This window comes from Ferrimonas sp. SCSIO 43195, assembly GCF_023716685.1.
GTDB lineage: Bacteria > Pseudomonadota > Gammaproteobacteria > Enterobacterales > Shewanellaceae > Ferrimonas > Ferrimonas kyonanensis.
This window is the reverse complement of sequence record NZ_CP072679.1, coordinates 2,135,667-2,157,354: the sequence shown is the minus strand read 5'-3', so window position 1 is coordinate 2,157,354 and position 21,688 is coordinate 2,135,667. Positions and strand designations below refer to the sequence as shown.

Below are 21,688 nucleotides of genomic sequence, written 5' to 3'. Positions count from 1 at the left end.
TTGATGCTCAAACGGTTGTGGCTGGGGGCCTGCCTGGCGTTTGCCCTGTGCACGCTGACCAGCTGGCGCTATGGCGCCATGTTCACGCCGCTGTTTTCGATAGTGTTGCTGTCACGACTGAACCAGTGGCACGGCCTGGTAGCCCGGCAACTCATTCAGTCCATCGTCACCGCCTGCCTGATCGCCAATCTGATTCTGGGGTTTCTGCAACCGTTTCCACTGCTCATGCTGACCGCTGTCGCCCTGTGGATGGCAATCAACTGCTTCAGCATGACCCATCCGGGCAGCTTCATGTTGGGCTTCGTCAACCTGGTGATCGGCTCAATTCTGCTTAATGTCGGCAGTTTCGACGGCTTCGACCTGCTGGACTTTAGCCTGGACCTGGTGGCCTCGGCATTGGCGGCAATCGCCGTCACCGCGCTGATGTTTCTGCTGTTCCCCGGCCAGGCCGCCCCCCAGGCAACCGCCAGCGAGCCGCCGGCAAGCGCCACCCTGCTGCACAACCTCACACTCAGCTGGTGGATGGTAATGCTGCTGTTTGTAGCCTTTCAACTGCTGGATCTGAGCGACAGCCTGTCCGCTCAAGCCGCTGCCGTGATACTGCTGACCCCGATGAACCTCACCGGCAGTGCCATCGCCACTCGAGCGCGCATCGTCGGCACCGTCATCGGCTGCAGCGCCGCGTTGTCTCTGCAGCTGCTGCTGTTTTCCTACATCGACAACCTTGCCCTTTACCTGTTGGGCTTCAGCCTGTTTCTGGGACCGTTCGCCTACTGGGTCTGTCAGGGTGGTGAGTCCAGTGCCATAGGGTTTGCCGGTATCTCATCGCTGGTGGTACTGATGTCTGGCGTCACGCCTGGCCAGCAAGATCTGTTTTTTGCCACCCTGTATCGGTTCAATTCAACCCTGGCATTGGTGATTGTGACCGCCCTCGCCTTCGCCCTGCTGCACCGCTGGCGCCCCCTTTCCGCCCCGACCTAAAGATGACCGGTTCCGGACGCTGGGGCAGTGTGATCTGGCTATCGAAAACCGGCCGCAGCGCGCATTTGTTTCGGCATCTCAACACCACGACTCACAATGAATAAAAATTCATCAGCACAAACTCTACTCGCCATGGTATCCCCGCGCATAATCGCGTTACTCATCCTGGCCAACACTGGCCATACAACCAGCAAAATCGCGTGACCAAGGTCACTAAAACTTCAGAGAATGTAAACAACGAGTTAAGATCGAACGTTATCCTGATGCCACTAAATAATTATTTATTCATTTTATTCGCATAACTATTGACTGAGAATTTCTCTCTGTTTATAGTCGCTGCCAATGACGTTTTTCGATACAGAGAGTGCCCCATGAAAAAGACCCTGGCCGCCCTGAGCCTGACCCTGATCGCCCTCACCGGCTGCAATAAAAAAGACGACGTACTGGTGGTTGGTACCAACGCCGCCTTTCCACCGTTTGAATACATTGGCGGTGCCAGTGGTGATGAAATCAAGGGTTTTGATATCGACATCGTCAAGCAGATTGCCGAAGACAGCGGCAAAACCCTCAAAGTGGAAAACATGAAGTTCGACTCGCTGATCGTGGCACTGAATGCCGGTAAGATCGATATGATCGCCGCCGGCATGACCATCACCCCGGAGCGTCAGGCCAGTGTCGCCTTCTCCGACCCCTACTACGAAGCCACTCAGGTGGTGATCACCCAGAAGCAGGACGATCAGATCCACACCATCGAAGACCTCAAGGGCAAGCATTTTGCGGTGCAACTGGGATCCACCGGCGACATCATGGCCAAGACCTTTACCGAGCAGGTCACCGCCTTTAACACTGGCTTTGAAGCCTTGATGGAACTGAAAAACGGCAAGGTGGACCTGGTGCTGTTTGACAGCGAACCGGCAGCCAACCACCTGCTGAAAAACCCCAACCTGAAACTGCAAAAGCTGGACTTTGATCCTGAGTACTATGGCCTGGCCGTGTCCAAGGACAACCCGGAGCTGCTTAAGCAGGTCAACGCCAGCCTCGACGCCATGAAAAGCAACGGCAATTACGACGCTCTGATCACCAAATACATGAAGTAAGTCGATGCAAGCAGTCATAGATTCTCTGTTTACCCCCATCGGCAGCGATGGGCTGATCGGCGGCCTGTTGATCCTCAACGGCCTGAAGGTCACGCTGATGGTGACCTTGTTCGCCATCATCCTCGGCGCCGTGCTCGGGGTGGGGACCACCCTGATGAAGATGTCAGGAAAATGGTACCTGACCTGGCCCGCCAACCTGTACGTGGGCATCATTCGGGGTACCCCGGTGGTGATTCAGCTGGTGATCCTGTACTTCATCGTGTTGTCGTCACTGGACGTGGATAAGATCAGCGCCGCCATCATCGCCTTTGGCCTCAACAGCGGCGCCTACATCTCCGAGATCATTCGCGCCGGCATTCAGGCGGTGGACAAAGGCCAGATGGAGGCGGCTCGCTCGCTGGGGTTGTCCCATAGCCAGACCATGAAAGCCGTGATTCTGCCGCAGGCACTGAAAAACATTCTGCCGGCGCTGGGCAATGAATTCATCGTTTTGCTGAAGGAAACCGCGGTCATTGGCTTCATCGGCGGCGTGGATCTGATGCGGGCCGGCGAGATCATTCGCAGCCGAACCTTTGAAGATGTGGTGCCGCTGTTTACCTGTGCCCTGATCTACCTGATGCTGACCTACACCTTCACCTTTATGTTGTCCCGGTTCGAAAAGAGGCTGAAACAAAGTGATTAAAATTAGAAACCTACGTAAGAGCTATGGCGAGAACGAGGTCTTAACCGGGATCAGTGAGCACATCAAGGCCGGCGAAGTGGTCAGCGTGATTGGCCCCAGTGGCAGCGGTAAAAGCACCTTTTTGCGCTGCATTAACCTGCTGGAACAACCCAGCAGCGGTGACATTGTCATCGAAGGCGAATCTATCACCGCCCCGGGGGCCTGCGTCGACAAACTGCGGCAAAACGTGGGTATGGTGTTTCAGAACTTCAACCTGTTTCCCCACAAAACCGTGCGCCAGAACATCACCCTGGCGCCGGTAAAACTGGGAGTGATGAATCCGCAACAGGCCGATGACGAAGCGGGTAAACTGCTGGCGCTGGTGGGACTGGCCGATAAAGCCGACGTCTACCCTTCCAGCCTCTCCGGCGGTCAGAAACAGCGAGTGGCCATCGCCCGGGCACTGGCGATGAAACCGGACATGATGCTGTTCGATGAGCCGACGTCAGCCCTGGATCCGGAGATGGTGGGCGACGTACTGGACGTAATGAAATCCCTGGCCGAACAGGGAATGACCATGGTGATTGTCACCCATGAGATGGGCTTCGCCCGCGAGGTCTCCGATCGGGTGATCTTCATCGACGGCGGTGAAATCGTGGAGAGCAGCGAACCCAAAGCGCTGTTTGACAGCCCGCAACACCCCAGGACTCAAGCCTTTTTAAGTAAGGTGCTGCGCTAATCGGCAACCGCCCCTGACCTGAGCCAGGGGTTCGTTAACCGCGCCGAATCGCCTGTTGCAGAAACGCGCTCAGGGCCTCATTAACAAAACCGGGATTCTCCAGCGTTGAGATATGTCCGGCATCGGGGATCTCTTTCAGCACGCTGGCGCTGATCTCATCTTGCATCAGATAGCTCTCCAGCACCGAACGGGCCTTATCCTGCTGGCCGGTGAGGATCAGTACTGGCAGGGTCAGCTTTGGCAACTGCTCAACCAGATCCCGGCGACCGAAGATCATCCGTCCCAGGGCGACAATTCCCGCAACCCGCTCCGGCGCCAGGCCAAGCAACGCGGCGTTAAACCCCTCGGCCAACTGCGGGTTGTTCTGCTGCACGTCATTGGCAAAAAACAACGGCACGATCTGCTCTGCCATCGGTGCCGGCACGCCGCCGGTTTGCTCTATCATCCGCAACATACCGAAGTACTTCTGGTGGGTCACTTCCGGCTCCAGGCCGACGAAAGTGTTCATCAGCACCAGCGCCTGGACCCGAGCCGGGGCCTTCAGGGCTAACTCGGTACCCCACATGCCTCCCACCGACAACCCTACCACAGCAAAGGATTCAATCTGCAGTGCATCCATCAGTGCCAGCATGGTGTCCGCCACGCCAGCCAGGTTGCGACACCCTTGCGGACGAGGGCCGGACTGGCCATGATCCCAAAGGTCTGGAACGATGCAGCGGTAGTGCTGACTGAGCGCTTCAATCTGTGGTGCCCACATGGCGCTGTCCCACAAATAGCTGTGGCCAAACAGCAGCACCGGCCCCTGACCGACGTCCAAATAGGCCAATCTGCTGCCCTGAATCTCTATGCTGTGCATCGTTTCTATCCTGTCGAAAACTAAATGTGACACCAAAGCCGACTACTTTACCCCATTTACAGAATCCACTTCAGCATCTGAATGAATCACTTACACAGCCTTGGCTCGGTAAAGGCGCCACAGCAAGCTAGGGCAACTGCTCTGACCACAACGCCACTCGAAACGGCAGCAACTCCATGCGCATCACCGCTTCGCTAACCACAGGATCCGCCAGCATCAACGCCCGGGCCTGGGCCTCGTTGGCGGCCTTTAGGATCACCAGTCCCTGCGCCCGTTCATCGGCCACCAGGGTTCGACCCGCCATCAGCACACTGCCCTGCTCGGACAACTCGCTCAGATAGTGAAAGTGCGCGTCGATGGCAGCCGCTTCTTGAGGTGTGGGCCCCAGGGCCAACATGTCAGTTCGAATCGGGGTTAGTTGGCAGAGAAACTGTTCCATGATGAATTGATACTCCCTTATAGTGCGGCCATTGCGCCGATGTCATCAGCTTAGCGGCCCCGGCGCGTTCAAAAAAGGGCAATTTTGTCCAAACCCTGGCGGCGGTGTTTTAGTATGATGCTCCCTCCCCATTTATCAGGAGCCTCATGGCAACGACAGAACAGGCCGATTACCAGTACGCCAACGAGCTTGGCGGGGTAGAACTGCTGCGCGCCCGTTACCACCGACAGAACTTTTCTCGTCATAGCCATGAGGGCTACACCGTCGGCGTTATCGATACCGGAGCTCAGCGTTTCTATCGCAGCGGCGGCGATCACATCGCCCCCCAGCACAGCATCATTTTGGTGAATGCCGATGATGTGCACAACGGCTGCGCCGCCACCGAAGGGGGTTGGTCCTACCGGGCCATGTACCCGCGGCCCGAGCAGTTTGAACAGCTCAACCTGGAGTTGGGGCGAAGCGCCGATGCCCCCTACTTCAGCGAGCCGGTGGTGCACGACCTGGCCCTGGCCCGGCAACTCACCCTGACGTTCGACACCTTCAGCCACTCCGACAATCCGCTGCTGCGGGAATCGCTGATGTTCTCGTCACTGATTCAACTGATGACCCGTCATGGTGGCCAGAGGCCGGTTTCCCTGACCCGGGCCCGACCGCAACTGTTGAAGGTTAAGCAATTCCTTGATCAGCAATGCGACGTCGATGTCTCCCTGCAGCAATTGGCCGACTACGTCGGGTTAAGCCCGTTTCATCTGCTGCGCCAGTTTCAGCGCGAGTTCGGACTGGCCCCCCACGCTTATCAGATTCAGGCGCGGGTTCGGCTGGCCAAACGGCTCATCCGCCAGGGATTGCCTCTGCTTCAGGTGGCCCAGGAATGCGGCTTTTACGACCAAAGCCACCTGAGCCGTCACTTCAAAAAAGCCATCGGTCTGCCGCCCGGTCGCTACGCCAGGGAGATGGGCAAAGCTCGGCGGATAAAGTGAAATTTTGCTCCGCTACCGGCGCGATTTTGCGCTGAACCCGGCCCTTTACCCGGCTCTGTGACCCCCCTTATAGAATTGGCACTTGCTCCAACAGCACCATCAAAACGCGCCTTTGTTCTCACATCATTTTCAATCACTTGAGTAACCTAATCCCATGACTTGCGCGCTTTTGCGGCCCATCGCAAAAGCCGGTAGAGCGACCGCGACAGCGGCCATCGCCCTGCCCCAAAAACGGAGAAACTCGTGGTGAAGAAACCCAACATTGGTAACCGCATCGTGATCGGCATCTGTGCCATGCTGGTGGTGGTAATGGCGGTGGTGATTCCGCTGGTACTGTCTCAACTGTCCAAGGTGATCGACAACGCCGAAGAGCGGGAGTTAACCAAGCTGTATGAAACCGCCAGCGCCCAGATCGATGCCTCGGGCAAGTTAGCCGAAGCCCTGGCGACCGTGGTGGCGCGCACGCCAGAGATTCAGTCGGCGTTTGCCAGCCGCGATCGTGACGGCCTGCTCAACCGTACCCTGCCGGTGTTCAACAAGATGAAATCCGACTTTGCGGTGCGTCAGTTCCAGTTTCATACCGCCCCTGCCACTTCATTCCTGCGAGTGCACAAACCGGCCAAGTTCGGCGATGATCTGTCCTCTTTCCGGCAAACCGTGGTCCAGACCAACCGCGATCAGCAACCGATTCGTGGCCTGGAAAAAGGGGTTGCCGGCATCGGCATTCGCGGCGTGGTCCCCGTGGCGTACCAGCAGCAACCCACCGGCTCGGTGGAATTTGGTATCTCTTTCGGCCAGGCCTTCTTCGATGAGTTTAAACAGGCTTACCAGGTAGAGATCGCCCTGTATACCCAACAAGATTCGCAGTTCAGCGCCTTTGGTTCGACCCTCAATGGCCAGATGCTGTCGTCGGCCGAGGTGCTGCAACAGGCCATTAACGGTCAGCCCAGCACCGAGCAAGTGCTGCTCAACGACCGGCCTTACGCCGTGTACCGCCACGCAGTGAACGATTTTTCCGGGCGTCCCATCGGGGTATTGGAAATTGCCATGGACCGAAGCCACAACGCCGCGGCGCTGGCCGACGTTCGCAACCGGGTACTGTTAACCGGACTGATGGCACTGATTCTGGGTGCCGGCATCGCCTGGGGCATTGGCCGCGGGATCTCCCGCCCCATCGTCGAAACCACCCACACCATGAACAACATCGCCGAAGGCGACGGCGATCTGACCCTGCGTCTGGACGACTCCGGCAGCGACGAGTTGGCGGATCTGGCTCGCGCCTTTAACCGCTTTGCGATAAAGGTACACCACACCATCTCACAAGTGGCTGGCGCCAGTGATCAATTAGCCAGTTCGGCAGAACAGATGGCGTCGATCACCGATGGCGCCCGGGTGGGCATGGAGCGGCAACAGCAGGAAACCGAGCAGGCGGCCACCGCCATGAACCAGATGAGTGCCACGGTTCAGGAAGTGGCCCAGAACGCCACCCTGGCCGCCGATGCCGCCCAAAAGGCCAACGATTCGACTGCCGAGGGCAAGCAGGTGGTGGACGCGGTGTCGGGATCCATCAATCAACTGGCACAGGAGATTGAGCAAGCCTCGCAGGTGATCAGTCAACTGGAAACCGAAACCAGCCACATCGACAGCGTGCTGGAGGTGATTCGCAACATCGCCGATCAGACCAACCTGCTGGCCCTCAACGCCGCCATCGAAGCGGCCCGGGCCGGAGAGCAGGGACGCGGCTTTGCGGTCGTGGCCGACGAGGTTCGTACCCTGGCCAGCCGCACCCAAGCGTCAACCCAGGAGATTCAGCAGATGATTGAGCAGCTGCAGGCGGGCTCCGCCAAGGCGGTCAACGTCATGCAGCGCAGCAAATCCACCACCGCAGCCTGCGTAGACCAGGCCGCCAACGCCGATGTGGCCCTCGATGGCATTAATCAGGCGGTCAACCACATCACCGAGATGAACATGCAGATCGCCAGCGCCGCCAATGAACAATCGGCGGTGTCTGCGGAGATCAATCAAAACGTCAACAACATCAACGATATTGTTGCCGAAACCACCGAAGGGGCTGCCCAGGCCGCCGCCTCCGGAGAGCATCTGGCCCAGCTGTCGGTGCAGCTGCAACATCAGATTGGCCAGTTCAAGCTTTGACCCTCTGGCCCACCGCTTCGGCGGTGGGCCCCAGTCGCCGGCGTTAACCAGCTCCAACCTGTGAACAGGGCCTGCCCCGTTACCTCCTACCACTGCGATTGCCGCACTTCAGAGTGCAGACGCCGAACATTCAGGCCTGCGCAATATCGTCCAATCTTCGCCGCCGGCATTGACCTACTCTGAGCCTTCGTTCTTGCTCAGTTCCACGGAGACCTTAATGCCTCACACCGATTGCCCCGCTGGCCCATCACAACTGCCCAGAAGGACCGCGCTGATGCGGGGAACTCTCGCTATGCTTCCGCTGACCCTGGCGGTGATTCCCTGGGGCTTTCTGGCCGGCTCGGCCGCCATTGAGGCCGGTCTGTCCCCGCTTCAGAGTCAGGCCATGTCAGCGGTGGTGTTTGCCGGGGCTGCCCAAATCGCCGCCATCGGCATGATCAAAGCCGGTGTCGGCCTGGGCAGTCTATTGCTGACCACCGTCCTGATCACCAGCCGACATTTACTGTACGCCATGGCGATGCGACCGGCCGTGGCACCGTTACCCATTGGCTGGCGAGCCTCATTGGGGTTTCTGCTGACCGATGAACTGTTTGCCATTGCCCACCCAGGCAAACAGGCTCGCTTCGAACCCTAGTATGCGTTGGGAGGCGGACTCAGTTTCTATCTCGGTTGGAACTTGTCGACCTTTGGCGGCATTGTGCTTGGCCGTTCCGTCGAACAGCTGGAGCAACTGGGGCTGGATTTTGCCATTGCCGCCACCTTCATCGCCCTGGTGGTGCCCACGGTTCGCAATTGGCCAGTGCTGTTGTGCACCGTCACTTCGGCCGCACTGGCGGTATTCTCTGCGCTGATGCATTGGCAAACTGGCTTACTGATCGCGGCGTTAGGGGGGATGGCGATGGGGGCGCTGTCCGAGTCCTGGCTGTCAGCCCGTCAAACCAACAAAGAGGCAGTATCATCATGATAACTCTGACTCTACTGACCATGGCGCTGCTGGTGTTTGCCAGTCGCTACCTGCTATTGGATCCGCGGCTGCCGCTGAGGCTGGGGACTGCCAGCCAACGCTGGCTTGGATACAGTGCTCCAGCAGTCATGACGGCTCTGGCAGCCCCCATTGTGTTTGTTGCGGACTCAAGCCTGAATCTGACTGTGGCTAACCCCTACTTCGGCTGCGCACTGCTGGTGGTGGTAACGGCCCGGCTGACCGCTAACACCCTGCTCTCGGTGGTGATCGGCATGGGAACATTTTTCAGCTGGACCCAGTGGCTGAGCTAACGGTCAGTGACAGTGCCGCTGCAGTCAGTCGCAGTAGAAGGTATGGGTCAGCGCCCGCCAGTCGGTGTCGTTGCCGGCCAGTGCCAACTCGGGCAGGCTCAACAAGCTGCTTCCATGTTCCGTATGAAGCACCTGAAACAGCGGCACATGTCCCTTGGGCAACCACTGGGCGTCATACTGGCTTAGCTGAGGCATCAAGCCGCTGTCATAACTGCCTCTCTCCCGGTCAAGCTCCTCGGACGAAGGCCGAGTGTTCACAGGGAGTGTTGACAACACATGGTCGAGGCACTCACCGGTCGGCAGTTGCTGATAGGGTCGCCATTGCAGAGCCTGGGCCTGGATTTCCATCCCGATGCTCAGGCTCAATGCCTGCAGCCGATACTCAGGGATAACACGCCAACCGGTGGCATCGGCAGGTACCTGGGGCCAGTACAGTGCCACCGACTTGCCACTGGGCATCTCATCCAATTGTTCATCCGGTTGCTCCAGATACACTTGCAGCAGCCCCTGAGTGGGAAGACGACGCGCCCAGCCTCGGTTCTGCAATTCCTCGAAGTTCAGCTGCAATGCCAAAACCAGTTTCGGATTGGCCACCAACTCCGCCGGCAGCGTCTTCTGCGGCAACCAGGCGGCCCCACCCCAATGACTCTGCCAGGGATGTATCCGCGGCTGTGAGGCCTGCCAGAATCCGGTTTTTAGCTCAGAAAACTGTGACTTGAGCGCATCGATACGTCGACGGGATGCCAGTGCCTTAAGGTATTTTTGGGCGTAATAATCGCTGCTGGCCACCTCATCGTCGACCCCCTGACGGGCCTCCATGGCGGCCAGAATCATCAGGTAAGGCGCAGCGCGGTATTGTTTATCGAGAAGTTCGGCGCCACTGTCGGTCGGCTCAGGATACAGCTCGCCGAGCTGGCCACGCACGTCACGGCATCGAAAAGGATCGGCGCCACGCTGCAGTAGCCACTGAATGGCCAGGGTGCTGGGTGCCGGCTTGGCCATGATCAGTTGCAACGCCGTTCTGCCCTGGGGGTCGCAGTCATCGATGGTCGCCCCTTGCTGCAGCCAAGCCGACAAGGTCTCAGCCAGCTCAACAAACTGAACATCGTTTTTGACCTTTTTGAAACACTGAAACCAGGTATCAGCCATACTCTTTCCATACTAATCAGTTAATTACGTATGATTGTAGGCAGGAGCAAATCCGAAAAGAAAGGCCGTCGGCGCCGGTTGATTACAAACTGAGCCGTTTTAACAGTTCGATGACCGCAAACTCCGACAAATCACTAATCAAACAACACTTTAGCCATATCATTTACCTGAGCTTGGATGGCTTGCCTTAAGGCCAGCGGCGCCTGGTGGGGATCGCCGCTGGCAAACGGCGGCTGCGGATCGTACTCGAGCAATAACTCCATCGCCGCCCCCTCGGCGGGCCCGCCTAGCTCACCGATCAAGTACAGCGCGAAATCCAGGCCGGCAGTAATGCCGCCGCCACTGATTCGATTGCGATCATGCACCAGGCGCCTGTCGTCATGAATCACCTTGGGAAACCGCTTCAGAGCCTCGGAATACGCCCAGTGCACCGTAGTCCGGTACCCGTCTAGCAGACCGGTCTGCGCCAAAATGAGCGAACCGGTGCAGACCGAGGTCACGTATTGGGCTCGCTGACCCAATTGACGCAATACCGACTGCACCCCGGGATCCTGCATTTGAGTCTCCGGATTGGCGCCTCCAGGCACCATCAACACATCCACTTCAGGCAGGTTGGCAAAGTCATATTGAGGAATCAGCATTACGCCGGCATCGCAAGGCAGCGGCGCACTGGTCGCGGCAAAGGTAAACACGTTAACCAGGTCGCTTAACGCCAACACTTGCAATGGCGCGTAGGCATCGATCATGGTCATTCCGGGGAATAAAAAGATACCAACATTCACCGGGTTGGCTGCGGTGTTGAGACGTTCAGAAGTGGGGGCCATAGTAAGATCCTGACAGTAAAAACGGCCCCACTATGACAAACACCTCGGTTTCATCACAGGCACACCCCCTTCACCTAGGTTCCAAACGGAACCATTTCCCTAAAACGTTCCGATTTTATTGGCAATTGGCTCTGGGGACTTGCCAGGCCGCACCAGAGCATTACTCTGTGCCTACACCCAATTGCCTGGCCAGTTCATGCTTACCCCTCCCAACCGAAGTAAAAAGCGAATCCTAATGGCATTTCAATCCCTGCTACGCCACCGGGATTACTGTGATATTACGGTTGCCGACCTCATCGAGCAGGCCAACATCGGTAAGACCACCTTCTACCGCCATTACTCGCGAAAACTCGATGTGTTTGTGGAGTTGCATCAACAAGTGTTTTCAAGGCTGTTGGAGGCGTATGCAACGCCAGAGCAATGGCTGAATAGCCACCCGCCACCGTCGCTGGTGTCTATGCTTGAAATCATCAACCACGACGGTGGCTTCAGGCGCTCCCTCCCCTACCAGCTCGGCAACGATTGGAATCAAGCGTCAAAGTTGTTGAAAGGCGACCTGGCGAAACAGATTGCCAGAAAACTGACCGAAGCGTTCAAAACACAGCGGTTTGATATTGAGATTACTGAGCTCTCCGGCACCCTTGCCGCTCTGATAATCGAGGTGCTAGCTCAGGTAGTGGAAGGCCCGAAGCGGTCTTCGGTTAACGATAAAGCCGCCACCCTGCAGCGACTGATTCAGGCTCTGGTGCGCGCCGCCATCACTCCGTGAAACTGCGCCCATGTTCTGCAACCGTCAGTCTGCCAGCAGGGAGATAAAGATTCGCTCTGAATCCCATAACTCGATGATCTTTCTGGTTTTGCTTCGATTCCAAAAGCACTTGCCATACAAAATCAACCCCGCGCCTTCCACATCACGCCGGTCGGTGATGCCGAAACGGCTGAGGATCGCCTTCTGATAACGAATGATGGGGATGCCGACATCGTCGCAGTCTGACGGATTCAACCAATTGAGATCCGCATCACTGTGAGAGATGGTTCCCCAAAACATCTTCGGTTTTGCATCGGCAGCAGACGCTTGCGGCTCGGCGTCGGCAAAATTCACGAACAGGTTCTTGGCTTTGAAATTGAAACGGCCGTCCAGCTGAATCACCGTATCCGAGCTGTCCAAGCCACTGCCACGCATCAAACTGGCCAGCGCCTTGTCCATGCCGATAGTGGCCGTTTTGGCTGTGCGGTTCGCGGTAGTCGAGGATGAACGTCGACCGGTTTTTGCCCGAGTTGCCGAGTCGGCAGTCTTTGCGCTGGGCTTGGCTTTGACGACCACCGGGCTGAAATCAAATACAACCTCACCGGCTTTAGCCAGAATCTGACTTACTTCCTGGGCTTGCTGCTCTTCCCGGCTGCCCTGCTCCGACGAACGGCCCTCGTCGCACTCCGCGATGTGATAGCGGGAACCAAAACAGGCCACCTTGCCATCAACGCTGGCGCGGCGATAATAGGCCTTGCCGTTACAGTCGGGATTCGGACACTGAAGATGTTGCCGCTTCAACTCAATGACAGCCGGATCCAGCTTCTGAAAATCAAAGATGTTGTAAGTACGCACCTCGCCGCCATGGGTACAGACCGCATCCAGCATGACCGCCTCCTCATTCTGGTGTTAACTCATTGATGACAGTCGCAACATTCTATCAGAACCCCAAAAACAATCCCCTCCCCTTATCCAGACACCCACTTTAAGTAAACACGGTTATCCAGACACCCAATATATTTCATCTCTTATCTAGACACCCAGCTCATTTCATCAATCCCTTACGTAGACAGCCATTCGAATTCTCTTGCCAGCTAATCCAGGCATCCTTTAAAAAACGCTCTCCTCATCAACTACACTCAACTCTTACCAGTTTCAAGGATGAGACTATGCCTACCGCCAGAAAGCAGCTGGTATCGCTGCAAGATACCCCTTACTACCACTGTGTCAGTCGTTGCGTTCGCCGCAGCTTCCTTTGCGGCACCGATGTCTACACCGGCATCAGCTATGAGCACCGACGCCACTGGGTCGAAAAACGGTTACTCGAATTAAGTCAGGCGTTTGCCATTGATATCTGTGCCTTCGCCGTGATGACCAACCACACCCATGTGGTGCTCCATGTCGATGCAGAAAAAGCCAATGCCTGGAGCACACTGGAGGTGCTCACGCGTTGGCATTGCCTATTCGGAGGAACCGAACTCACCCGCCGCTATTGCGACGACCAACAGCGCGACGACCTCACTCGCGTCGAACTTCACCTGATTGAAAGTAAAGCGGAGCTCTATCGCAATCGACTGGCCGATTTGAGCTGGTACATGCGCTCTCTCAACGAATTCATTGCTCGGGAAGCCAACAAAGAGGACCAGTGCACTGGCCGGTTTTGGGAGGGGCGATTTAAGTCTCAAGCCTTGCTCGATGAACAGGCTCTGCTGGCCTGCATGGCCTACGTCGACCTTAATCCCATTCGCTCAGGCATGGCCAAAACCCCTGAACAATCCGATTTCACCAGCATTCAGATGCGCATTCGCGCCGCTCTACAAGGCACACAACCTGAGCGACTAAAGCCTTTTGATGCCAAACAGTTGGGGCTTCACACCCTGCCCTGTCACCTTAACGATTACCTCGAACTGGTGGAATTTACCGGCCGGGTTATCCGAGCAGACAAAGCCGCTGCCATTCCGGCTTCCAGCGACACATTACTGCAACGCCTCGGCATCGATTTGGACAATTGGATGGAGCTTACCCAAGGCTTTGAGTACCAGTTTTGTCATCTGGCTGGTCGACTGCACAGCCTGCAACACTGCCACCAAACCAACGGCATGCATCGAATTCGAGGGTCTGGCAACGCCAAACGGTTGCTCGGCGCCTAGCCAAACTTCAGCTCCCCTCTCTATCCTATGGCCTTAAGGCGTCGACACCCAACGCGAATCGCAAACGCTGGTTTCCGCGATGCGCGTCATACCCAGTTCAATCAACACTATCGCTCCATCTTTCCTTGAAAAGTTGCCCTGCCACGCTTAGTTACGGCGGAAAAAGCTAATTCGCCGGCGGCAAAGAGAATAAGGCACCGAGTAACTTCCAATTATGGATGTCTACTAAAGGGCTTCTGCTCAAGGGATTAAGATGGGTGTCTGCCTAAGGAGGAACAAGATGGTGACAAGTTTGTCACCGGCTGGCAAAAAGTCTTGATTATGCACAACAGTATTGGTCATACTGAGGTAGAGCAAATACTCTAACTAGGTTGCCGAGAATCGATTGGCTGCCGAATGATCAGCCGAAACTGGCGATCTCGGCAAGTTCGTTGCCGTTTTTAACCAGAACAGCGATTGCACATCAAGGAACAAGACCAATGACAGCAAAGGATATCCGATGAAAAAGCCCGTAGTCATCACTCTATTAGTCATACTGACACTGCTTTCTCCCGTTCTCTATCTGGTTTACTCATTCAGCATGAACGGTCCGATGCCCGACGAGGAGTTTAATCAAAAGCTGCCTGACATCGTCAGCAACCTGGAATACCAGGTCGAAGGCCAGGGCGACGAAACTCTGGTACTGATCCATGGCTACCCGGACAGCCTGGAGATGTGGGACAAACAGGTGGAGTACCTGAAAGACTATTACACCATCGTCCGTTTCACCCTGCCGGGGTTCGAGCTCCACGACGACGGCAGTCGGCCTCACTATGACATGCAACAGATCCGCACGATCATCGATCACTTCATTCAGGGACTGGGAAAAGACAAAGTCACGGTCCTAGCCCACGACTGGGGCGCGGTGTTTGCGTTTAAGTACCTGGAAAAAAATGACCTGGTCGATCGCGTGGTGCTGTTCGACATCGGCAGCTTCGGTAAGGAAGAGCGGCCCAAAATCAACGTCAAATACACCTTTGCATTGGCCGTTGCCTGGACCTTGCCCGAGTCTCTGGGGGAAAAGCTGACCCGCTACACCGCCGCCGACATTTTGCATATCGAGGACGTCGACCCCAAAAAAACCATCGATGACCTGCGCGCCGACCCGCGCATGACCTACCCCTACTGGCATCTGTGGAAATCAGTGCTGTCAAAGAATCTGCCAAAATCACTGGAAGTGGAAGAGTACGGTACGCCGTTCCTGTTCATCTACGGCGAAGATAAGAAGGTGTGGTTCCATGCCGACAGCTGGGTAGACAAAGTCAAAAGCCTGAATAAGGGCCAGGTAGAATCGGTACCAGGTGGCCATTGGTTTATGCACTCCGAGCCCGATCTGGCTAACCAAAAGGTACACCACTGGCTGCAGAGCCATTAATACCCCCAACTGGGAGGCCGACCTTTCGGCCTCCCACTCTGCCATCACCGATGCTGCCGGCCCATCAGGGTGATCTACCCGAGATTCGGAATACCCGCTTGCTCTGAGCCAGAGTTAAAACCGAAGCTTCTCAGCACACAGCCAAACGGGGCTTTCGCTCGTAGAGAGGCAGAGCGCTCGTACCCGGTTAGCGACCGAACAACAGAGACTCGCCGTCGGAGGGCTGCCACACCTGCCTATTCAGCAGGGCATAACGGGTAATTACCCAACCACCGGGCAACAGCATCAACGCCGATGCCAAGGTCGTGGCGCTGGCCAGATAGGCCTGAGGGCCAGAATAGAGAAACAGAAACGCCGCCAGTAAGCACAGAAACAGCTCATACAGCACCAACAATACCAGCACCGCCTGCCACAACCAGCGCCATCCCAGCGGACGACGGTAATAAGTTGCCATCTGAGCCACCAGGATCAACAAGGCAAATGCCAAGGGGCCCAGCTTGGCGCCAAAACCACCACTGCCGGCGTCAAACCGGTACAGGGTATGGGCCAGCGCATACGCTAACAATAGCAAAGCATACGCCCCCCACAATCGCGCCGCCATCAGCGGTCTCCCCCAGCCTGGTTCAGCCATCGCTGCCTTTGCCGCTCAAGCGCCTCATTGGAATCTAACCAGGCATCCTCAATCTCACCAAGGGTAACAATGCCGATATCAGGCCGCGTCAGGGTTGTCATGACGGCCAAGCCTCGAACCACAGCCTCTGCGCCGCTTTGTTTTAAAAGTGCCATCACGCACTCCTAAATCATCTTCAATAGCTACCAAGCTACCTGTTTTTATTGATTTAAACCAGAATCTTAATTCAACACCTTGATGTGACTTCTATTGGCTTAATCCTCGGGATCGCGATCAAGAACATCACTACCGGAGAAGGCGCTCGAGTGCACCGACAATTCCGAATCCAGCCACAAACAAAAGGGCCCGGGCTGACGCTCACCGGTCAGCAATCCAAGTTGCCGTACCCGTTTAAATTGCAGCGGCAGCTGACCGTTCAGGGCTCGTCCCCGAAACCTGGGCTCGAATGCCGCTTGAGTAAACCGGGCCTCACTCCAGCGCCCGGCAGGGGGAATCCACTCAGCCACGTAGATCACGCCATCGAACTCGCTGTCCATCTTCAGCCGCAACTGGTATCTGCGACCGTCCCCCAACACCCGCAAGTGCAGTTGAGCCGACTCTGCTGGCAACCTGAAGGGACGTCTCACCGAAGCAAAGCCACCTCCGCCAGCCAGGGAGATGCTGCCCCGAAAACAGAGTTGATTGCCTGCCCGACTGATGCTGCTTTTGGACTGTCCCCCCATCACCTCGTCATTAAGTGCTTGCCACGGACTCACGTCATCACTCCATAAAGGCATCGAAATGCCCTGCCGGTCTTCACTGGGTGTCTGCTTCATCGCTCCTCCGCCCTTCAGCCCCCTAAAAGCACCTACTAATGACTACGCAGACGCCATCAAAAACGTCGAAAATTGGCAGTTCGATGGCCGTTCACCTGGCCTGACCAGTGCTAACATTTCTCGAATAAAACGTTGGTTTATTGCAGTAAGCCTGAAAATTCGTACGAAACAGCCATTAAGGCCATAAACCGTTCACGGCCTGGGCAACGATGATGCGACGAAACCAACAGACCAATACGTTAACGAATGTTTACGGTTCTCATTTGCCCTTCCTGCACCGCCAACCCTGCCACCCTCAGCTCGAATCCGAGCGATAGAAACTAACGCATTGAAAATATTAAAAAAACCTAATGTACAATCGCTTAGTTGCTGTTTAATAAGATTAAAATCACAAAGTTGGCAAACAAATGTTCACCCCGGCTGAAGATTCGTCGCCAACACCGACTTCAACACGCCAGCCATAGGTCCCGCTTTTTCCGCAACTGAGAATTTGTGGGGTATCGGTGTCGAACGGGACTCACTCGACGGCAGAATTACAAATCATTATCAAAGTTAACATTTCCGCAACCTCCACGGGCTGTGCGTTTTCTCATCAACAACAAGGCGTTGCGCATGAAATTAAATTACGAAATTCTAATTTTTGCCCACGAGCAAACTTAGAGCTTCAGTGTTTCAATCTAAGCAAGTTTAATAATGCAAAATCTGAAAAGATGCGCGAAATCTGCATTTTTAAAGGGGTTGCGAGGTGTAAAGCGCAGATAAAAAAAGGCAGCGCTGATGAGACGCCGCCTTTTGCAGGGAAATGATAACGAACCTAACACCGTAGAATTGTAATTAAGTTCGAAACTGATAATACCGATTACGAACTCGAATGAAACTGGCATTTGTCACAGAATTCGTGAAACAGTCACTCGAATGTTCATTTTGCAGTCGAAATCGTTAACTGGAGCACAACAACAGGGCCAAACTCACGAAAACCCGGCCTCTGTGAATGTCGTCACGCGCAATTAGTCATTGCAGTAATTGCAATTCAAAGGCGATTCAATCAGGCCCGGCGCGGGTTACAGCCGTATTTGCAAAATCACAATACCCTGTTGCTTCTCACATTGTTTTCCAGGTGCAAGATCGCTTTACTATGTCGACGAATACGGAGTGGTTTTCTCTATGCCCATCTACCTATGCCGCCATGGCCAAACTCGCTGGAATCAGCTTGGAATTCTGCAGGGACACCTGGACAGTGAACTGACTGAATTGGGCCAGCAACAGGCCCGAATTCTGGGGCAGCAAGCCCAAGCACTGTCATTGGATTTTATCCTCTGCAGCGACCTCGATCGCGCCCAGCAAACCGCCATCATCGCCAATCAGACACTCAAGTTGCCGATACAGATCAGCAGTCAGTTGCGCGAGCGGGATTTCGGCGCATTGCAGGGGCTCGAACGCGGCCAATCACCGCAGTGGTGGCAGCACTACGACAGCCGTCACCAACAGGATGAGTTGGCCATTCCCGGTGCCGAAAGCGCCAGCAGCGTCTGGCAACGAGCCCATGGCGCCCTGTGCCAATTGCTGAACCAACATGCCGACCGCAATGTCCTGCTCATCGGCCACGGCGAATGGCAGCGCATCGTCCAAAATGGCTTGCTCAGCTATCCGCTGCACTCGGCCTACCACCCTATCCCCGACAACGGCGACATCTGGTGCCTGGACGATTTACTGGTGGAACCCGCCTAACCTCGTTGCAGTGAAACCGCACCAACCACCTGAAACTCAGAACATAAAAAAGGGGCCGCTGGCCCCTTTTGCTTAACCCTGACTCAGGCGGCCTGGCGCCTGAGCTTCAGTGCACTTACCAGCGCCGTGGCATCATCGACCCACTGACAGTGATGCCCCTGAGCCTGCAGGTAGCGCTCAACCTCGCGATTCTGAGTCAACACCACCGCATCACTGCTCAGCAACTGCTGGGCAATCAAATAGCGCACTACCGCCATCTCATCCACCAGACACAGTGACACCGCCGATAAAGGAAACTGCGGTGCGACCACCTGCAGGTGCCGACCACACAGGGCCCCAGGCCGAGGCTGCGCCGCCACCACCAGAGCCGATTGTGACGGCTGCGCGGTGGCGATTGCGGTTAAGTTATAGCGGCCCAGGTAAGCGCAGGCTTGGTCGCTGCCACTGAGGGACCAGGGCCAGTCGCGACAGTCCAGGCATTGCTGCTTCGCCTGTTCGATCACACTGGCGGCCGCCTCGGCGGAGTCCAGCCACAACTCCGGCGCCCGCATCAGCTGCTGCCAATCCTCCTCGCTGAAGGCCACCTTGGTCTCCACCTTGACAGCTTCCACTACGGCGGCGCCCAGGTCGCGACACTGTGCCAACAATTCAGGGTTGCGGCTGCTGGCCAAAATGCGAACGCCGCTGAGTGGCAGCCTGGTGCGCCAGTCCAGTTCATCGGCGAGGGAAACCACTTCACCCATGATCACCAGCATCGGGTCACCGTTGTCAAAATGCCCTATCTGCTCTCCTACCCGCTCCAAGGTGGTGGTCAACACCCGTTGAGACGCGGTGGTGGCCGCCGCCACCACCGCCACCGGTGTCGTAGGCGCTTTGCCCTCCTGAATCAGCCGCTGGGCGTGCAGGGCCAGCTTTTTCGCCCCCATGTACAACACCAGGGTGCCAGAGCTTTGCCCCATGGCAGCCCAGCTGCTCAGCGTGGAGGACGCCCGGTGACCACTGGCAAAGGTTACGTCCGAGGCCAGTCCATTGCTGGTCAAAGGGAAGCCAGCGTACGCCGCCGCCCCCAGGGCGGAGCTGATCCCGGGCACCACCTCATAGTCGATGCCATGATGAGTCAGGCAGCGGCACTCCTCGGTGGCCCGGCCAAAAATCAGCGGATCACCGGCCTTGAGGCGCAACACAGTGTGGCCCGCCAGCGCCTGTTCGACCACGTCCGGATGCATGCCGTATTCGATGCTGGTGCCACAATAGCCGCGGTAGCCCACCGCCATCATGCGGGTCGATGCCGGCACCATGGCCAGCACCGCCTCATCGATCAGCAGGTCGTAACACACCACATCGCACTCGTGCATCAGTTGCACCGCCCGCTGGGTCAACAAACCGGGATCTCCGGGCCCGGCACCGACCAGGTACACCTTGCCAGGCCGGGTCATGAGGTGCTCTCCTCGCTTTGTCGGGCTTTTCGAAAGCCGTGAGAGAACTCGGCGGCATACAGGCGGGAATCTCGAAACTCATTGTGATCCAGCACCTTGGAAACGATGATCATCGCCGTTGCTCGAATGCCCGCCCCCTCGACCTGGTCGACTATGGTATCCAGGGTGCCACGAAGAATCCGCTGCTGCGGGTGCGAGGCCTTCTCCACCACCGCCACTGGCCAGTGACCCGGGTACACCTCTTTCAGCTCCCGGGCCACCTTGCGGATCAGGCTGGCTGACAGGAACAGGCACAGGGTGGCTTCGTGCTCGGCCAGGGATTTGAGGTTTTCTTTCTCCGGCACCGGCGTTCGACCGGAAGCACGACTGAGAATGATGGTCTGGCAGGTCTCCGGCAGGGTCAACTCCTGACCCAGCGCCGCCGCCGACGCCTGAAACGAGCTGACTCCGGGTACCACTTTCCAGTCAATGCCGAGGGGGTCCAGGCGACGGGTGGTCTCCGCCAGCGAGCTGTAAATGGACAGATCACCGGTCTGCACTCGAGCGACGTCCTTGCCCTCTTTATGAGCCTGTTCGCACACTTCAATGATCTCATCCAGATCCATGTCTTCCGAGCTCAGCACCAGCGCGTCTTCCCGGGCCCGGGCCACCACCTCTTTGGGCACCAGGGAGCCGGTGTACAGCACCACGGGGCAGGTTTCTACCAGGCGAGCGCCCTTGACGGTAATCAGATCCGGGTCACCAGGGCCGGCACCAATAAAATAGACGGTCATTCTGCAGTCTCCTGTTGAGATTCAATAAGGGAGCGGCCTCGTTTCTGGCCCGCTTTAACCTCGCCATTTTCGAGGTCGTATTTTTTGCTGTAGCCCCGGGGGGTAATGATGTGTTGCTCAAAAAGGAAGCTTTGGCTGTTGCCTACCACTACCGCCGCCGTCATGCCGAACTCCAGCGAGGTAAAGTGCTCCAGTGTCGACAACTGAATCGATTGTTCCGGTCGATAGGCGTTGTCCACCACCGCCACCGGCGTATTCGAATGGCGGTGCGCCAGCAGAATCTGCTGCGCCTCCAGAATCTGATTGGTTCGACGACGGGAACGCGGGTTATAGAAGGTAATGGCAAAGTCGGCTTCGGCGGCCGCGGCAATCCGAGTCTTAATCAGGCTCCATGGCGTCAACAGATCCGACAGGGATATGGTGCAGCTGTCATGGCCCAGGGGCACGCCCACCAAAGAGGCACAGGCGTTGGCGGCAGTAATCCCCGGCACCATCTGAACCGGCACGCCGGTGTGCTGCTGCCAGCCTTTCTTGGCCAGCAACTCGTACACCAAGGGGCCCATGGCGTACATACCGGCATCGCCACTGGAGATGATGGCAACCCGGCGACCGGCCAAGGCCTGGGTCACCGCCAGATCGGCCCGGTCCACTTCCCGGGTCATGCCGCTGGCGCTTTGCTCCTTGCCGCCCAGCAAGGGGGCAATCATCTCCAGGTAAGGTTTATAGCCCACTACCAGTTCTGCATTTTCAATGGCGATTCGCGCCATCGGGGTCATCAGCTCCAAAGAGCCTGGGCCTATGCCCACAATACTCAGGTGGCCACTCATGGTGGTCTCTC

General features: G+C 56.7%; 23 protein-coding genes and 1 pseudogene. 13 read left to right on the top strand and 11 right to left on the bottom strand.

Translation table 11 applies throughout. From position 1 onward, the window contains the following. Positions 1-3 precede the first annotated feature (3 nt). The 4 genes from J8Z22_RS10235 to J8Z22_RS10220 all read left to right on the top strand — a co-directional run bounded on the left by J8Z22_RS10235 (position 4) and on the right by J8Z22_RS10220 (position 3,478). On the top strand, positions 4-981 hold the full coding sequence (locus tag J8Z22_RS10235; protein ID WP_252010283.1) for a DUF2955 domain-containing protein: 978 nt from the start codon (positions 4-6) through the stop codon (positions 979-981). Positions 982-1,352: 371 nt separating this feature from the next. Beyond that, positions 1,353-2,078 (top strand): basic amino acid ABC transporter substrate-binding protein, encoded by a 726-nt coding sequence (locus J8Z22_RS10230; protein ID WP_252010282.1) that lies wholly within the window; start codon positions 1,353-1,355, stop codon positions 2,076-2,078. 4 nt (positions 2,079-2,082) lie between these two features. Further along, entirely contained in the window at positions 2,083-2,760 is a 678-nt protein-coding gene (locus tag J8Z22_RS10225) for an amino acid ABC transporter permease (RefSeq protein ID WP_252010281.1), read from the top strand. After that, positions 2,753-3,478 carry an amino acid ABC transporter ATP-binding protein gene (locus tag J8Z22_RS10220; protein WP_028112481.1) on the top strand — a complete coding sequence of 242 codons (726 nt, stop codon included), beginning with the start codon at positions 2,753-2,755 and terminating at the stop codon, positions 3,476-3,478. The genes J8Z22_RS10225 and J8Z22_RS10220 overlap by 8 nt, the downstream gene beginning before the upstream one ends. Positions 3,479-3,512: 34 nt before the next feature. Here J8Z22_RS10220 and J8Z22_RS10215 read toward each other — a convergent pair whose 3' ends face one another. Both J8Z22_RS10215 and J8Z22_RS10210 read right to left on the bottom strand, forming a co-directional pair. Then, complete coding sequence (locus J8Z22_RS10215; RefSeq protein WP_028112480.1) at positions 3,513-4,334, bottom strand: alpha/beta fold hydrolase; 822 nt, start codon at positions 4,332-4,334, stop codon at positions 3,513-3,515. Between the two features lie 127 nt (positions 4,335-4,461). Further along, the gene (locus tag J8Z22_RS10210) at positions 4,462-4,773 is read right to left on the bottom strand and encodes a YciI family protein (protein WP_252010280.1); all 312 of its coding nucleotides are present in this window, start codon (positions 4,771-4,773) and stop codon (positions 4,462-4,464) included. A gap of 146 nt (positions 4,774-4,919) precedes the next feature. Between J8Z22_RS10210 and J8Z22_RS10205 the strand changes: the two genes are divergently transcribed. From J8Z22_RS10205 to J8Z22_RS10190, 4 genes and pseudogenes are all read left to right on the top strand, one after another. Next, positions 4,920-5,753: an AraC family transcriptional regulator gene (locus J8Z22_RS10205; RefSeq protein WP_252010279.1), complete on the top strand. Its 834-nt coding sequence runs from the start codon at positions 4,920-4,922 to the stop codon at positions 5,751-5,753. A 294-nt stretch (positions 5,754-6,047) separates the two neighbouring features. Next, a complete protein-coding gene (locus J8Z22_RS10200) occupies positions 6,048-7,907 on the top strand; it encodes a methyl-accepting chemotaxis protein (protein WP_252010470.1) in 1,860 nt (619 codons plus the stop codon). Positions 7,908-8,124: 217 nt separating this feature from the next. After that, positions 8,125-8,871, top strand: a pseudogene (locus tag J8Z22_RS10195) (AzlC family ABC transporter permease). Next, positions 8,868-9,182 (top strand): AzlD domain-containing protein, encoded by a 315-nt coding sequence (locus J8Z22_RS10190; protein WP_252010278.1) that lies wholly within the window; start codon positions 8,868-8,870, stop codon positions 9,180-9,182. The pseudogene J8Z22_RS10195 and the gene J8Z22_RS10190 overlap by 4 nt, the downstream one beginning before the upstream one ends. Positions 9,183-9,206: 24 nt before the next feature. Here J8Z22_RS10190 and J8Z22_RS10185 read toward each other — a convergent pair whose 3' ends face one another. Both J8Z22_RS10185 and J8Z22_RS10180 read right to left on the bottom strand, forming a co-directional pair. Further along, complete coding sequence (locus J8Z22_RS10185; protein WP_252010277.1) at positions 9,207-10,331, bottom strand: DUF1963 domain-containing protein; 1,125 nt, start codon at positions 10,329-10,331, stop codon at positions 9,207-9,209. Between the two features lie 134 nt (positions 10,332-10,465). Then, positions 10,466-11,155 (bottom strand): DJ-1/PfpI family protein, encoded by a 690-nt coding sequence (locus J8Z22_RS10180; RefSeq protein ID WP_252010276.1) that lies wholly within the window; start codon positions 11,153-11,155, stop codon positions 10,466-10,468. Between the two features lie 235 nt (positions 11,156-11,390). Between J8Z22_RS10180 and J8Z22_RS10175 the strand changes: the two genes are divergently transcribed. Continuing rightward, complete coding sequence (locus tag J8Z22_RS10175) at positions 11,391-11,924, top strand: TetR/AcrR family transcriptional regulator (RefSeq protein WP_252010275.1); 534 nt, start codon at positions 11,391-11,393, stop codon at positions 11,922-11,924. Between the two features lie 24 nt (positions 11,925-11,948). On the opposite strand, the gene J8Z22_RS10170 is transcribed toward J8Z22_RS10175, so the two are convergent. Continuing rightward, entirely contained in the window at positions 11,949-12,791 is an 843-nt protein-coding gene (locus tag J8Z22_RS10170; protein ID WP_252010274.1) for a hypothetical protein, read from the bottom strand. A gap of 281 nt (positions 12,792-13,072) precedes the next feature. On the opposite strand from J8Z22_RS10170, the gene J8Z22_RS10165 reads away from it, so the two are divergent. Both J8Z22_RS10165 and J8Z22_RS10160 read left to right on the top strand, forming a co-directional pair. Beyond that, positions 13,073-14,053: a transposase gene (locus tag J8Z22_RS10165; RefSeq protein WP_252010273.1), complete on the top strand. Its 981-nt coding sequence runs from the start codon at positions 13,073-13,075 to the stop codon at positions 14,051-14,053. Between the two features lie 499 nt (positions 14,054-14,552). Next, positions 14,553-15,467 (top strand): alpha/beta fold hydrolase, encoded by a 915-nt coding sequence (locus J8Z22_RS10160; RefSeq protein ID WP_252010272.1) that lies wholly within the window; start codon positions 14,553-14,555, stop codon positions 15,465-15,467. A gap of 187 nt (positions 15,468-15,654) precedes the next feature. On the opposite strand, the gene J8Z22_RS10155 is transcribed toward J8Z22_RS10160, so the two are convergent. The 3 genes from J8Z22_RS10155 to J8Z22_RS10145 all read right to left on the bottom strand — a co-directional run bounded on the left by J8Z22_RS10155 (position 15,655) and on the right by J8Z22_RS10145 (position 16,913). Further along, entirely contained in the window at positions 15,655-16,068 is a 414-nt protein-coding gene (locus tag J8Z22_RS10155) for a hypothetical protein (RefSeq protein ID WP_252010271.1), read from the bottom strand. Next, complete coding sequence (locus J8Z22_RS10150; protein WP_252010270.1) at positions 16,068-16,253, bottom strand: hypothetical protein; 186 nt, start codon at positions 16,251-16,253, stop codon at positions 16,068-16,070. The genes J8Z22_RS10155 and J8Z22_RS10150 overlap by 1 nt, the downstream gene beginning before the upstream one ends. A 99-nt stretch (positions 16,254-16,352) precedes the next feature. After that, positions 16,353-16,913 carry a CIA30 family protein gene (locus J8Z22_RS10145; RefSeq protein ID WP_252010269.1) on the bottom strand — a complete coding sequence of 187 codons (561 nt, stop codon included), beginning with the start codon at positions 16,911-16,913 and terminating at the stop codon, positions 16,353-16,355. 503 nt (positions 16,914-17,416) lie between these two features. Here J8Z22_RS10145 and J8Z22_RS10140 point away from each other — a divergent pair. Beyond that, positions 17,417-17,719 (top strand): hypothetical protein, encoded by a 303-nt coding sequence (locus tag J8Z22_RS10140; RefSeq protein ID WP_252010268.1) that lies wholly within the window; start codon positions 17,417-17,419, stop codon positions 17,717-17,719. 358 nt (positions 17,720-18,077) lie between these two features. Beyond that, positions 18,078-18,641: a histidine phosphatase family protein gene (locus tag J8Z22_RS10135; protein WP_252010267.1), complete on the top strand. Its 564-nt coding sequence runs from the start codon at positions 18,078-18,080 to the stop codon at positions 18,639-18,641. Between the two features lie 83 nt (positions 18,642-18,724). On the opposite strand, the gene cobA is transcribed toward J8Z22_RS10135, so the two are convergent. The 3 genes from cobA to cobJ are packed head-to-tail and all read right to left on the bottom strand — an operon-like array spanning position 18,725 to position 21,677. After that, positions 18,725-20,077 (bottom strand): uroporphyrinogen-III C-methyltransferase, encoded by a 1,353-nt coding sequence (cobA, locus tag J8Z22_RS10130; protein ID WP_051252553.1) that lies wholly within the window; start codon positions 20,075-20,077, stop codon positions 18,725-18,727. Beyond that, positions 20,074-20,850 carry a precorrin-4 C(11)-methyltransferase gene (cobM, locus tag J8Z22_RS10125; protein WP_028112465.1) on the bottom strand — a complete coding sequence of 259 codons (777 nt, stop codon included), beginning with the start codon at positions 20,848-20,850 and terminating at the stop codon, positions 20,074-20,076. Before cobM ends, cobA begins: the two co-directional genes overlap by 4 nt. After that, positions 20,847-21,677: a precorrin-3B C(17)-methyltransferase gene (gene cobJ / locus J8Z22_RS10120; RefSeq protein ID WP_252010266.1), complete on the bottom strand. Its 831-nt coding sequence runs from the start codon at positions 21,675-21,677 to the stop codon at positions 20,847-20,849. The genes cobM and cobJ overlap by 4 nt, the downstream gene beginning before the upstream one ends. Positions 21,678-21,688: the final 11 nt, after the last annotated feature.

Bases quoted from the DNA above. Each gene is read 5' to 3' on its own strand.
- cobJ (WP_252010266.1), bottom strand. From the start codon at position 21,677: ATGAGTGGCCACCTGAGTATTGTGGGCATAGGCCCAGGCTCTTTGGAG.
- J8Z22_RS10155 (WP_252010271.1), bottom strand. From the start codon at position 16,068: ATGGCGGCGCGATTGTGGGGGGCGTATGCTTTGCTATTGTTAGCGTAT.
- J8Z22_RS10235 (WP_252010283.1), top strand. From the start codon at position 4: ATGCTCAAACGGTTGTGGCTGGGGGCCTGCCTGGCGTTTGCCCTGTGC.
- J8Z22_RS10210 (WP_252010280.1), bottom strand. From the start codon at position 4,773: ATGGAACAGTTTCTCTGCCAACTAACCCCGATTCGAACTGACATGTTG.
- J8Z22_RS10225 (WP_252010281.1), top strand. From the start codon at position 2,083: ATGCAAGCAGTCATAGATTCTCTGTTTACCCCCATCGGCAGCGATGGG.
- J8Z22_RS10185 (WP_252010277.1), bottom strand. From the start codon at position 10,331: ATGGCTGATACCTGGTTTCAGTGTTTCAAAAAGGTCAAAAACGATGTT.
- J8Z22_RS10145 (WP_252010269.1), bottom strand. From the start codon at position 16,913: ATGAAGCAGACACCCAGTGAAGACCGGCAGGGCATTTCGATGCCTTTA.
- J8Z22_RS10215 (WP_028112480.1), bottom strand. From the start codon at position 4,334: ATGCACAGCATAGAGATTCAGGGCAGCAGATTGGCCTATTTGGACGTC.
- J8Z22_RS10160 (WP_252010272.1), top strand. From the start codon at position 14,553: ATGAAAAAGCCCGTAGTCATCACTCTATTAGTCATACTGACACTGCTT.
- J8Z22_RS10200 (WP_252010470.1), top strand. From the start codon at position 6,048: ATGCTGGTGGTGGTAATGGCGGTGGTGATTCCGCTGGTACTGTCTCAA.
- J8Z22_RS10165 (WP_252010273.1), top strand. From the start codon at position 13,073: ATGCCTACCGCCAGAAAGCAGCTGGTATCGCTGCAAGATACCCCTTAC.
- J8Z22_RS10175 (WP_252010275.1), top strand. From the start codon at position 11,391: ATGGCATTTCAATCCCTGCTACGCCACCGGGATTACTGTGATATTACG.
- J8Z22_RS10150 (WP_252010270.1), bottom strand. From the start codon at position 16,253: ATGGCACTTTTAAAACAAAGCGGCGCAGAGGCTGTGGTTCGAGGCTTG.
- J8Z22_RS10190 (WP_252010278.1), top strand. From the start codon at position 8,868: ATGATAACTCTGACTCTACTGACCATGGCGCTGCTGGTGTTTGCCAGT.
- cobA (WP_051252553.1), bottom strand. From the start codon at position 20,077: ATGACCCGGCCTGGCAAGGTGTACCTGGTCGGTGCCGGGCCCGGAGAT.
- J8Z22_RS10170 (WP_252010274.1), bottom strand. From the start codon at position 12,791: ATGCTGGATGCGGTCTGTACCCATGGCGGCGAGGTGCGTACTTACAAC.
- J8Z22_RS10205 (WP_252010279.1), top strand. From the start codon at position 4,920: ATGGCAACGACAGAACAGGCCGATTACCAGTACGCCAACGAGCTTGGC.
- J8Z22_RS10180 (WP_252010276.1), bottom strand. From the start codon at position 11,155: ATGGCCCCCACTTCTGAACGTCTCAACACCGCAGCCAACCCGGTGAAT.
- J8Z22_RS10135 (WP_252010267.1), top strand. From the start codon at position 18,078: ATGCCCATCTACCTATGCCGCCATGGCCAAACTCGCTGGAATCAGCTT.
- J8Z22_RS10230 (WP_252010282.1), top strand. From the start codon at position 1,353: ATGAAAAAGACCCTGGCCGCCCTGAGCCTGACCCTGATCGCCCTCACC.
- cobM (WP_028112465.1), bottom strand. From the start codon at position 20,850: ATGACCGTCTATTTTATTGGTGCCGGCCCTGGTGACCCGGATCTGATT.